Source organism: Pseudomonas sp. 1121_17, from assembly GCF_052850745.1.
In genome coordinates, this window is the sequence record NZ_VXCX01000006.1 from 254129 (window position 1) to 265999 (window position 11871).

Sequence of the window (11871 nt, forward strand, 5' to 3'; positions counted from 1 at the left end):
AAAGCTGTGCTTCGTTTGAGAGTTGTAGCGTCAGAACTGCGCTCATCGACCGGAAGCCGTTTTTGCCATGCGCCCTACCCTGCCCCTTTCCCTGCTGACTGTATTGATCAGCAGCGCTGCTCTGGCCGATGGCCGGATCGAACTCGACCCACTCCTGATCGCCGATCAACCGCAGACTGAACTCGACGCTGCGGCCGAGCGCCTGCGCGAGACGCCGGGGGCGAGCAACCTGATCGACATGCAGCGGGTAGGCCAAGGGCGAGTTGCCAGCAACCAGGACGTACTGGCTTATCAGCCTGGTGTGTTTGCTCAGTCGGCCGGCAACGACGGCATCAAGCTGTCGATCCGCGGCTCGGGCATCAACCGCGCACCCGGAGCGCATGGTTCGGGCGTGTACACGATGTTCGACGGCCTGCCATTGACCGGGCCTGGCGGCACGCCGTACGAGTTGTTCGAGCCGTTATGGCTGAGTCGGGCCGAGGTCCTGCGTGGCGCCAATGGCTTCGATCGAGGCGCGCTGGCCCTGGGCGGTGCGGTCAACTATGTCACCCACACCGGTTACGATGCCGACCGCCTGCAGTTGCGCTATGAGATCGGTAGCCGCGGCTATGCCCGTCGGCACATCAGCTCAGGCCAGGTACTGGGCAACCTCGACTACTACGTAGCTCTGACCGATGCTGAATATGATGGCTACCAGCGCCACAGCAGCGGCAGCGCCAAGGGTTTCGCTACCAACGTCGGCTACCGCTTCAACCCCAATCTGGAAACGCGCTTCTACCTGCGTTACCGCGAGACCGAAAACGAGTTGCCTGGGCGTTTGACCCAGGCACAGATCAAGCACAACCCGCGCGCCGCCAACCCCGCCTACCTGGCCCGCGACGACAGCCGGCCGCAACCGGGCAGCACCTGGGTGGCGAACAAGACCACGTTCTTCCTCGACGATGATTCACGTCTGGAAGCCGGACTGGTCTATCACGACTTCCCGATGGACCTGCGCGAAGGTCCGATGCGTTTGAAGGTGGCGTACAGCGATGTCAGCGGCACGCTCAACTACACCCGTCGTGACACCGTGTGGGGACGCGAGAGCAAAACCACCATTGGCTGGCGGACCACCAAACACCTGCCCAACAGCGGTGCTTCGCAGTTCGCCCGCAATGGCGACATCATTGGCCCGCGTAGCCGCGATTTCAGCTATCAAGGCTCGGACACGGTGCTGCATATGGGCAACGATCTGGAGCTGATCCCGGATCTGTGGCTGACCACCGGCCTGGCCATGATCTACACCCGCCGTGAGAGCGACGTTAGCTATCCCGCCAGTGGCGGTAAGGTCAGCCAGCACGATTGGGACTACGCCCCGCGGATCGGCCTGCGCTACGACTGGCAGCCGAACTTGCAGCTGTACGGCAACCTCAGCCGTTCGGTCGAGCCGCCGCACCCGTGGTCGCTGATCTGGAGTTCTACGGTTGCGACCCAGCCAATCAAGATGCAAAACCAGACGGCGACCACGCTCGAGCTTGGCGCGCGAGGCGACTCGGCCGTCGGCCGCTGGGATCTGGCTTGGTATTACGCTCAGGTTCGCCATGAGCTGCTGGCGGTTGAACTCGTACAAGGCTTGCCTGCCAAGGAGTTCAATGCCAGCGCAACGGTGCATGAAGGGGTCGAGGCCAGCCTGGACAGCACCCTCTGGGAACAATCCGGCAGCGGCAAGCTAAGCCTGCGCCAAGCCTATACCTTCAGCGATTTCCACTACCGCGATGACCAGCGCTTTGGCGACAACCGCCTGCCTGGCCTGCCCGTGCACTACTACCAGGCCGAGCTGCGCTATGACTGGCCGAGCGGCGTCCATGTTGGCGTCAATACACAGGTGGCGTCCAAGGTGCAGGTCGACTATGCCAACAGCAACCACGCCGATGCCTATGCCCAGTTCGGTGCGCGACTGGGTTGGGATTCACCGCAACAAGACTGGCAAACCTGGCTCGACCTGCGCAACCTGACCAACAAGCGCTACAGCGCCAGCGTCACCCCGGGTTATGACGATCAAGGCAGCGACCAACCCCGGGCGACGCCCGGGGAAGGATTCGGCGTGTATGCAGGTGTGTCCTATAGCCTGAAGTAAGGCAGATTCAGGGCAACTGCACTTGCGGCTTGGTTTCGGTAAAGATGGTCCAGCTGGAAATGAACAACGCAGCGATCAACGGCCCGATCACGAAACCGTTGAGGCCGAATACCGCCAGGCCGCCCAGGGTCGATACCAGGATCAGGTAGTCGGGCATGCGCGTGTCGCGCCCGACCAGGATCGGCCGCAACACGTTGTCGACCATACCGATCACCAACACACCAAAGGCCGTCAGCACCACACCCTGCCAGGTTGCCCCGGTCAGAATGAAGTAGGCCGCAACCGGTGCCCAGACGATCCCCGCGCCAACTGCTGGCAGCAACGACAGAAATGCCATCAGCACTGCCCAGATCAACGCACTGGGGATATCCAGAATCCAGAAGATCACTCCGCCCAGCGCACCCTGCGTAATCGCTACCAGCAGGTTGCCCTTGACCGTGGCGCGCACCACGCGGTTGAACTTCAGTTGCAGGCGGCGCTTTTGGTCCTCGGGCAGCGGTACCGCCAGGCGCACTTTGCGCGCCAACTCCGGGCCTTCACGCAAGAAGAAGAACAGGATGTAGAGCATGATGCCGAAGCTGACGAGGAAATCGAACGTGCCCTGGCCAAAGCTGAACGCCTGACTGGCCAGGATCTGGCTGCCTTGCCCGGCCCACTTGCTGATCTTGTCGCGCAAGCCATCGAGGTTACCCATGCCCATCTGGTCAAGGCTGTGCTGCGCGAACGCTGGCAGCATGTTCTTGCCTTGCTCAACGTAACCGGCGATGTCCAATTGGCCGCTCTCGATGCGTTGATACAGCGAGGCGCCCTCCTGTACCAACAGCGCACTGGTGAAGATCACCGGCAAGATGGCGATCAGCAGACAGATCAGCAACGACACACCGGCGGCGAGGTTGCGCCGGCGGTTGAAACGGATCAACAGGTTGCGCTGCAACGGGGCAAACAGAATGCCCAGAATCACCGCCCAGAATATCGCGCCGTAATACGGCAGCATGATCCAGACGAAGGCAATGGTGACGGCGGCCAGCAGCACGGCCAGTGCCCTGTTCTGTAGTGCGGTTTGGTTCATGAGCATTCCTCGGGGATTCAGACCTTTAGTGCAGCAGAGATCGGAAAAAGTGCCCTGCGAGGGTTGATCCAGATCAATGCGCTTGAATTGGCCAGCCACTACCATCCGCGCCCTTTGCTCCGGTGCGCCCATGACCTCTCTCGCCAAGCCTGAATTGCTCGCCCCTGCCGGCACGCTGAAAAGCATGCGCTACGCCTTTGCCTACGGCGCCGACGCGGTGTATGCCGGCCAGCCGCGCTACAGCCTGCGGGTGCGCAACAACGAATTCGACCATGCCAACCTGGCCTTGGGCATCAACGAAGCGCACGCCTTGGGCAAGCAGTTCTACGTGGTGGTCAACATCGCCCCGCACAACGCCAAGCTGAAGACCTTCCTCAAGGACCTTGCTCCGGTGATCGCGATGGCGCCCGATGCGCTGATCATGTCTGACCCGGGCCTGATCATGCTGGTGCGCGAGCACTTCCCACAGATGCCGGTGCACCTGTCGGTGCAGGCCAACACGGTCAACTGGGCGAGCGTGCGCTTCTGGCAGCAGCTTGGCCTGAGCCGAATCATCCTCTCGCGCGAGCTGTCGCTGGAAGAGATCGAGGAGATCCGCCAGCAGGTACCCGATATGCAGCTGGAGGTGTTCGTCCACGGCGCCCTGTGCATGGCCTACTCAGGGCGCTGCCTGCTGTCGGGCTACCTGAACAAGCGCGACGCCAATCAGGGCAGCTGCACCAATGCCTGCCGCTGGAAGTATCAGGCCACTGCGGCGGTGGAGAACGTCAGCGGCGACATCGTCCATGAAGTGCAACCGACTCTTGGCCTGGGCGCCCCGACCGAGCAGGTGTTCCTGCTTGAAGAGGCCAATCGGCCCGGTGAAGCCCTGCCGGCGTTCGAGGACGAACACGGCACCTACATCATGAACGCCAAGGACCTGCGCGCCGTACAACACGTCGAGCGGCTGACGCGCATGGGTGTGCATTCGCTGAAAATCGAAGGCCGGACCAAATCGCATTTCTACTGCGCTCGCGCGGTGCAGTCCTACCGCCAGGCCATCGACGATGCCCTGCAGGGGCGGCCGTTTGATCGCAGCCTGATGGACAACCTTGAATCGCTGGCCCAGCGTGGCTACACCGAAGGCTTCCTGCGCCGCCATGTGCACGATGAATACCAGAACTACCAGCGCGGCAATTCGGTGTCCGAGCGACAGCAGTTCGTCGGTGAGCTGACCGGTGTGCGGGTCGAGGGCCTGGCCGAGGTCAAGGTCAAGAACCGTTTTGCCCTTGGCGATCAGCTGGAGCTGATGACACCCCGCGGCAACTACCATTTCGAACTGAGCCGCCTGCACGATCGGCAGCAGCGCGAGATTGAGGTAGCGCCAGGCGACGGCCATGTGGTGTATCTGCCTATTCCTGAGCAGGTGCCACTTGAGTACGCGTTGCTGATGCGTGATCTGGACGGTGCTGCGCCTGCCGGCTGACAGCGCTGTAATGACCGCGTCAGCTTGCTGTCAGGTGACTTGCGCCATGCTGGCCGTTTTTGACCTGCCTGCAGCAGGCTGATGCCGGTTGCGTTAAGCTGCAGCCGAGCCTGCCGCCTGCAGGCGGCCGCCCTTGCCGAGGAATTTGACCATGCTGCGTACTCGCCTGATTGCTCTGGGCCTGCTGGCCTTCACTGGCCTTGCTCAGGCTGCCGAGACCATCGACGTTTACCGTGACCCCAACTGTGGCTGCTGCAAGCAGTGGATCAGCCACCTGCGCGATAACGGTTTTACCGTCAATGACCACGTCGAGCCGAACATGAGCGCCGTGAAACAACGCCACGGGGTGGCGCCGCGGCTGGCCTCCTGTCATACCGGTGTCATCGATGGCAAGTTCGTCGAGGGCCATGTGCCGGCCGAACAAGTGCGCCGGCTCGCCAAACGCAACGACCTCAAGGGCGTGGCAGTACCCGGCATGCCGATGGGTTCGCCGGGGATGGAGATGGGCGATCACAAAGATTCCTACCAGGTGATCGGCGTGACCCATGAGGGTAACGACGAGGTCGTGGCCAGCTACTGAGCCGCGGCCGATGATGAGCCTTGCGGCGTTGTTCCTCAGCGCCTTCGGCGCCGCTACTCTGCTGCCGTTGCAGTCCGAAGCGGTGCTGGTCGGGTTGTTGCTGCGCGAGCCGCAGGCCTGGTTGACCTTGCTGCTGGTCGCCACCCTGGGCAATGTCCTGGGCTCGGTGGTCAACTGGCTGCTCGGCCGGGCGGTGGAACGGCTGCGTGAGCACCGCTGGTTCCCGTTCAGTGGTGCCCAACTGGAGCGTGCCCAGCAACGGTACCAACGCTGGGGCCAGTGGTCGCTGTTGCTTAGCTGGATGCCGGTGATCGGCGATCCTCTGACGCTGATTGCCGGCATCATGCGCGAGCCATTCTGGCGTTTTCTGTTGCTGGTGACAGTCGCCAAGTGTGGGCGTTACCTGGTGGTAGTGCTGATTACCCTGGGCTGGGTTAACGGCCAGTAACACCTTTGCCGCTTGTTGCGCGTGTCGGGCTGCTACAGTCGCTTTTTCCTACATGGTCCTACAGGAGTGCCCCCATGCTGCGCGCAACCGCCCTGGCCCTCGCCTGCCTGATCGGCAGCCCGGCGTTCGCTGCCGAGTCGCCCACCTATGGGCAGCAACTCGAAGGCTTCGACTACCCCTACCCGCTCCAACATTACGACTTCACCTCGCAAGACCAGGCCTTGCAGATGGGCTATATGGACGTCCCCGCCCAAGGCAAGGCCAACGGTCACAGCGTGGTGCTGATGCACGGCAAGAACTTCTGCGGCGCAACCTGGGAAAGCAGCATCGATGCGCTCAGCAAAGCCGGCTACCGGGTCATCGTGCCGGACCAGATAGGGTTCTGCACGTCGAGCAAGCCTGCCTATTACCAATACAGCTTCCAGCAGCTGGCGAGCAACACTCACGCCCTGCTCAAGCAGTTGGGGGTCGAGCAGGCGATCATTCTCGGCCACTCCACTGGCGGCATGCTTGCCACCCGCTATGCGCTGATGTATCCGCAGCAGGTCGCGCGCCTGGCGATGGTCAATCCAATCGGCCTGGAAGACTGGAAAGCCCTAGGCGTACCTTACCGAACGGTCGATCAGTGGTATCAACGTGAGCTCAAGCTGGACGCCGAGGGCGTGCGCAACTACGAGCGCAAGACCTACTACGCCGGCCGCTGGAAGCCCGAATACGAGCGCTGGGTGCAGATGCTGGTTGGCTTGAATCAGGGTCCTGGGCATGAGCGCGTGGCATGGAACTCGGCGTTGATCTACGACATGATCTTTACCCAGCCGGTTTATTACGAGTTCCAGAACCTGAAGATGCCGACCTTGCTGCTGATTGGCGATCAGGACACTACCGCGATTGGCAGCGACATTGCCCCGGCTGAGGTCAAGGCGAAGCTGGGCAACTACAAGGCGCTGGGACCGCAGGCGGCCAAGCTGATCCCGCAGAGCGAGTTGATCGTCTTTGAGGGGATGGGCCACGCGCCGCAAATCGAAGAACCGCGGCGCTTCCACAAGACCTTGATCGACTGGCTGCAGAAATGAACCTGCTCTGAGCGGACCGTTAGCCGAAGCGTTGCAACTGCATTTCCCGTAACCGGCTCAAGGTGCGTTGATACGGGAATGCCAGGTAGCCCTCTGTATAGAGCGCATCCAACGGCACTTGAGCTTCAAGGTAGAGGGCAACGCGGCGGTCATAGCACTCGTCGACCAAAGCGATGAAGCGGCGCACGCTATCGTCTTTGGCTGACAACGTCGGCAGCTGGCGATCGCCGGCTGCTACTCGCTCGGCGGCATCTTCGGTGCCCCGTGCAATGCGCCCGGCGCGCTGCTCGCCACCCAGCGCAGGGATAGCATTGATGAGGATCGCCGGAAACTGGTCACACAAGGCCATGAACTCGATGGCCGACAACGGTTGCTCGCACAGATCGCTGAAGTGACACCAAATGGCCTGGGCACTGCGGCGCACCACGCGGATTTGTCGCGAACCTAATTGCAGCGGCTGGGCACAACCAGCGTCGCCGGCACTCAATTGCTCGAACAGCGTGCCGAAGGTACTGGTCGCGTTGTCTGCTATACACCAGTAACGCTGACGCGCGAGGCCTGGGTGCAGCCGGTGATCCTGTTCGCCGGCGACCGGCAGAATCTGCATATGCCGCTGCATCGCCTCAATGGCGGGCAGGAAGCGGTCGCGATTGAAGCCGTCCAGGTACAGCTCGGTCGGCGGTTGATTGGAGGTGGCGACGATCACCACGCCGTGCTCGAACAGCTCGCTGAACAATCGGCCAAGGATGATCGCGTCGCCGATGTCGTTGACGAACAGCTCATCGAAGCACAGCACGCGAATCTGCCCGGCCAGCTCACTGGCCAATGCTCGCAGCGGGTCAGCGGTGCCATTGAGCTGGAAAAGCCGCTGATGTACCCAGGCCATGAAGTGATGAAAATGCTGGCGCCTTGCGGGTATTTGCAGGCAGAGATGAAACTGGTCCATCAGCCAGGTCTTGCCGCGACCGACCGGTCCCCATAGGTAGACGCCCGGGCCGGCCTGGTCAGTCTCCAAGGATTCGAAGCACCGCTGAAGGGCGGCTACGGCATTGGCCTGCGCAGGATCGGCAATGAAGCCGTCCTGCTGCAAAGCCTGATGATAGAGCGTTTGCGGATCGATAGCCATGTGCCAGTGAGCGCTTGGGAAAACGCCATGGTACCTGTTATCGCAATTACTGGTCGTTGCTCAAGCCAACTTTCAGCAGCGCGCCGTCTTTGGCGTCGGTCAGTACATACAGGTAGCCGTCAGGCCCTACGCGCACATCGCGAATTCGCGCCTTCAGTTCGCCCAGCAGCCGCTCTTCGTGCACCACCTTATCGCCCTTGAGCTGCAGGCGAATCAGCTCTTGAGTGGCCAGTGCACCGATGAACAGGTTGTGGTCCCAGGCCTTGAACGTAGGACGGTCGTAGAACGCCATGCCGCTGATGCCTGGTGATTTCTCCCACACATGATGGGGATCGACCATGCCGTCAACGTGCTTGCCCTTGGCCTCTGGAATCGGCAACAGCGAGTAGTTGATGCCATGGGTAGCAATCGGCCAACCGTAGTTCTTGCCAGCCTGGGGAATGTTGATCTCGTCACCACCGCGCGGCCCGTGCTCATTGGTCCAGAGCTCGCCGCTCCACGGATTGAGCGCTGCGCCCTGCTGATTGCGATGGCCAAACGACCAGATCTCGGGGCGAACGTCTGACTTGCCAACGAAGGGATTGTCTTTGGGTACTTCACCATCGGGGAGGATGCGCACGACCTTGCCTTGGAGCTTGTCCAAGTCCTGCGCGGTGGCGCGCTGGTTGTTCTCGCCAAGGGCGATGAACAAATAGCCGTTCCGGTCGAATACCAGCCGCGAGCCGAAATGGTTGCCTTCGGACAGCTTCGGCATCTGGCGGAATATCACGGTGAAATTGTTGAGACGCGCGCGGTCGGCCGAGAGCTGGCCGCGGCCAACCGCAGTACCGGCCTTGTCATCGTCGCCTTCTTCGGCGAACGACAGGTAGACCGTGCGGTCCTTGTCGAAGTCTGGCGACAGCACTACATCGAGCAGGCCGCCCTGCCCTTGCGCCCAGACCTTGGGGACGCCGCTCAGGGGTGGCCCGACCTTGCCTTCAGCGGTCACCAGACGCAGGTCGCCAGGGCGTTCGGTGACCAGCATGTCCTTACCGCCTGGAAGAAACGCCAGGCCCCAAGGATTACGCAGGCCATTGGCGACTGTGTTGACGGTGATCTCACCCTCTTCGCTGGGAAATTGCTGCTCGGAGGCGGCGTGGGCAAATACGGGCAGCAGCGCTGCGACGGTCAAGCTGGTCAACCAGTATCGTGGAGTCATGCGGAGTTCCTTGCAGAAAAGCTCACGGCGCGCGTTGGCTGTCACGCGGCGGGCGACTGGGTTCGAGGCGTGGGGTCTGTTGTTGGCGGCGCAAATTGTCACCATTGCCGATACCGCGATTGTCCAGCGTCGGTGGACGTGGCATGGGCTGGGTGGAGGGCCCGCGCACGGGTGGGGTATCAGGCGCACTGCCCTGCCGGCTATTGGGGTTGGCGCGCTGAATCGGGCTGTTATAGGGGTTGTTGTTGGCCGCCAGCACACTGGTATCAGCGAATGCGACGCTGCCAGGTAACGCCAGCAAAAAACCAAGGCCAAGGACTGGCCAGACAGATTTCATGTGCCACCTCCAAAAACGAAAAAGCCACGCTCAGGCGTTGGATAGCCTAGGGCGTGGCAGGTTCGTATTAAAAGTGCGAATTCGTGTGCAGATGCTTCCTGACGTGTCTAGCGGCTGAGGGCCGCCACCGACAGCAGCACCTGATCAGCGATTGGCGTTGGCGGCGGCCATCATTTTATTGACCTCGCTACGGACCATGATCGCAAAATCCTGTGGCGTCATCGCATCTAGCTCGGCGCGGACCCACTCGGCCCATTTGCCCTTGCGACGAGACTTCTCGGAAATCAAGCGACCGGCTTCAGCCTTGACCTTGCCAAGGTTGCTCTGCCAATACTCGAACAGTCGCGCTTTCTCCGCTTCGATCTGCGCCCGTTCTTCAAAGCTTCTGTTGGCCAGATTGAAACTCATGAAAATCTACCCTGCTGCATGAAATTTGCCGGCTATCTTACACTGATGCGGCAATCGGCCGGAACGTCTGCGCAACTTTCCCGCCGCGCAGGTATCCATTGTTCTAACCATCACCAAACGAGGAGCTGTTCATGGCCCGGAAAACCACCCAAATCGATACCGATCAGATCAAGGACCAGGTCTTCAGCGAGCTGCAGTCGTTGATTGAAGAGTCCGAGCGTCTGCTCGAGCAAAGTGCATCGCTGATTGGCGAAGAGGCCGATACCCTGCGCGCCCAGATCAGCCAGAAGCTGAGCCAGGCTCGTCAGGCTGCCACCTCGGTACGCGACCGTGCGCAGCCGGTGGTCGAAGCCACTCAAGATTATATCGGTGGTCACCCGTGGCAGACCGTTGCTGTGTCTGCAGGCTTCGGTCTGGTAGTCGGCTTGCTGCTGGGCCGTCGTTCGTAATACTGGCCAGATCGCTGGCTCAGCCGCTGATCAAGCGGCCAGGGCCAGCGGTATACCACTGTGAAAGCGCAATTCCTGATCTGTTGAACAGATCAACTCTGCTTCAGCCTCGCGTACCTTCTCCACTACGCGCGCGATGTCGGCCTCATCGCCATACTGATTGGCGAGCTTCAGATAGCCGAGAAAATGCCGCGCTTCGCTGTTCAGCAAGCCGTGGTAGAACGTCCCCAACTCTTCATCCAGGTGCGGTACAAGTGCGGCAAAGCGCTCGCAGCTGCGCGCTTCGATAAAAGCACCCACCACCAGCGTATCGACCAACTTGACCGGCTCGTGGGAGCGAACCAGCTTGCGCAAGCTGGACGCATAGCGCCCTGCCGAGACCGGCCGCAGCGGCACGCCACGACGTTTCATCAGGCGCAGTACCTGCTCGTGGTGAACCAGCTCCTCGCGTGCAAGGCGCGACATCATGTTGATCAGATCGAGGTGTGCGTTGTACTTGGCAATCAGGCTCAACGCTGTGCTGGCAGCCTTGAATTCACAATTCTTGTGATCGATCAGCAGCGTCTCCTGATCGGCCAGTGCTGCTTCGATCCAGGCATCAGGGGTGCGACAACCGAGAAAGGCTTGGACTTCGGGAATCAGGGACATAATTTCACGGCAACTGAACAGCGGCAGGGTCGGCGATTATACCGAGGGCAGCGGCGATCGCCAGCGACTATGCTTGATATACGTCAAACGGCAACGGTAAGCGCGCCGTCTATAGTCAGGCATCGGCGAGCCATTCTAGGAGTCCATGCTCATGCAACAGGTCAGAAGCATTCTGGTTGTACTCGATCCAGACCATGCCCACAGCCGGGCGCTGACCCGGGCCAAGCTGATTGCCGGGGTGACGGGCGCCCGTATGCATCTGCTGATGTGCGACAAAAAGCACGACCATCAGGCACTGCTGAGCGTGTTGGCGGGCCAACTGCAGGAAGACGGCTACGACAATATTAGCTTTGAGCAAAGCAGGCACGATGTTGTACATGAGGCCATCATCCAGGCCCAGCAGGCCGAGGGTTGCGACCTGGTAATCAAGGAGCATCGTCCGGATAACCCCCTGAAGAAAGCATTACTCACCCCTAGCGACTGGAAGCTACTGCGTCAGTGCCCTTGCGCGGTACTGATGGTCAAGAGCGAGCAACCCTGGACCGGTGGGGTGATTCTGGCAGCGGTCGACGTGGGCAATCATGATGAGGAACACCGCCTATTGCATGCGAGCATTATTGATCACGGTTTTGGCATCGCCAGCCTGGCCAAAGGCGAACTGCACGTGATCAGTGCCCACCCCTCCCCCATGCTCTCCGCAGCGGATCCGGTGTACCAGAACCGGGACAGTATCGAACAACGCTATCGCGAGGCGTGCAGCGCGTTTCAAGCTGAGTTCGATATCACTGATGATCGCCTACACATTGCTGAAGGGCCGGCAGATGTGCTGATTCCTTACACCGAGGATAAATACAAGGCCGTGGTGACGGTGATCGGCACCGTTGCCCGTACGGGTATCTCCGGCGCATTGATTGGCAACACTGCTGAAGTGGTGCTGGATAAGCTTGAAGGTGA

13 protein-coding genes are annotated in these 11871 nt (G+C 60.9%); 7 read left to right on the top strand and 6 right to left on the bottom strand.

Annotated features, from left to right (window positions below; all coding sequences use genetic code 11):
• Positions 1 to 67: 67 nt before the first annotated feature.
• Positions 68 to 2116 (top strand): TonB-dependent receptor family protein, encoded by a 2049-nt coding sequence (locus FW789_RS14165; RefSeq protein WP_446431631.1) that lies wholly within the window; start codon positions 68 to 70, stop codon positions 2114 to 2116.
• 7 nt (positions 2117 to 2123) lie between these two features.
• Here the strand turns inward: FW789_RS14165 and FW789_RS14170 are convergent, their stop codons facing one another.
• Complete coding sequence (locus FW789_RS14170; protein ID WP_186701570.1) at positions 2124 to 3185, bottom strand: AI-2E family transporter; 1062 nt, start codon at positions 3183 to 3185, stop codon at positions 2124 to 2126.
• Between the two features lie 130 nt (positions 3186 to 3315).
• Between FW789_RS14170 and trhP the strand changes: the two genes are divergently transcribed.
• The 4 genes from trhP (at position 3316) to FW789_RS14190 (ending at position 6751) form a co-directional block, all read left to right on the top strand.
• A complete protein-coding gene (trhP, locus tag FW789_RS14175; protein WP_103436820.1) occupies positions 3316 to 4650 on the top strand; it encodes a prephenate-dependent tRNA uridine(34) hydroxylase TrhP in 1335 nt (444 codons plus the stop codon).
• Positions 4651 to 4801: 151 nt separating this feature from the next.
• Positions 4802 to 5230, top strand: a complete 429-nt coding sequence (locus tag FW789_RS14180; protein WP_446431632.1) for a DUF411 domain-containing protein — start codon at positions 4802 to 4804, stop codon at positions 5228 to 5230.
• 10 nt (positions 5231 to 5240) lie between these two features.
• Positions 5241 to 5678 (top strand): YqaA family protein, encoded by a 438-nt coding sequence (locus FW789_RS14185; RefSeq protein WP_103436818.1) that lies wholly within the window; start codon positions 5241 to 5243, stop codon positions 5676 to 5678.
• A 74-nt stretch (positions 5679 to 5752) separates the two neighbouring features.
• Positions 5753 to 6751: an alpha/beta fold hydrolase gene (locus FW789_RS14190; protein ID WP_446431633.1), complete on the top strand. Its 999-nt coding sequence runs from the start codon at positions 5753 to 5755 to the stop codon at positions 6749 to 6751.
• Between the two features lie 19 nt (positions 6752 to 6770).
• Here the strand turns inward: FW789_RS14190 and zapE are convergent, their stop codons facing one another.
• The 4 genes from zapE to FW789_RS14210 form a co-directional block, all read right to left on the bottom strand.
• The gene (gene zapE, locus FW789_RS14195) at positions 6771 to 7877 is read right to left on the bottom strand and encodes a cell division protein ZapE (RefSeq protein WP_446431634.1); all 1107 of its coding nucleotides are present in this window, start codon (positions 7875 to 7877) and stop codon (positions 6771 to 6773) included.
• Between the two features lie 46 nt (positions 7878 to 7923).
• Positions 7924 to 9075 (bottom strand): PQQ-dependent sugar dehydrogenase, encoded by a 1152-nt coding sequence (locus FW789_RS14200; protein WP_446431635.1) that lies wholly within the window; start codon positions 9073 to 9075, stop codon positions 7924 to 7926.
• Between the two features lie 22 nt (positions 9076 to 9097).
• Positions 9098 to 9412 (bottom strand): hypothetical protein, encoded by a 315-nt coding sequence (locus FW789_RS14205; protein ID WP_242548620.1) that lies wholly within the window; start codon positions 9410 to 9412, stop codon positions 9098 to 9100.
• Between the two features lie 144 nt (positions 9413 to 9556).
• Positions 9557 to 9820 (bottom strand): hypothetical protein, encoded by a 264-nt coding sequence (locus tag FW789_RS14210; RefSeq protein WP_101318342.1) that lies wholly within the window; start codon positions 9818 to 9820, stop codon positions 9557 to 9559.
• Positions 9821 to 9951: 131 nt separating this feature from the next.
• Between FW789_RS14210 and FW789_RS14215 the strand changes: the two genes are divergently transcribed.
• Positions 9952 to 10269, top strand: a complete 318-nt coding sequence (locus FW789_RS14215; protein ID WP_101318340.1) for a DUF883 family protein — start codon at positions 9952 to 9954, stop codon at positions 10267 to 10269.
• Between the two features lie 30 nt (positions 10270 to 10299).
• Here the strand turns inward: FW789_RS14215 and miaE are convergent, their stop codons facing one another.
• The gene (gene miaE, locus FW789_RS14220) at positions 10300 to 10917 is read right to left on the bottom strand and encodes a tRNA-(ms[2]io[6]A)-hydroxylase (protein WP_103436814.1); all 618 of its coding nucleotides are present in this window, start codon (positions 10915 to 10917) and stop codon (positions 10300 to 10302) included.
• Between the two features lie 151 nt (positions 10918 to 11068).
• Between miaE and FW789_RS14225 the strand changes: the two genes are divergently transcribed.
• Positions 11069 to 11871 (top strand): universal stress protein (locus tag FW789_RS14225; protein WP_446431640.1); only part of this gene is annotated, 803 nt, incomplete at its 3' end.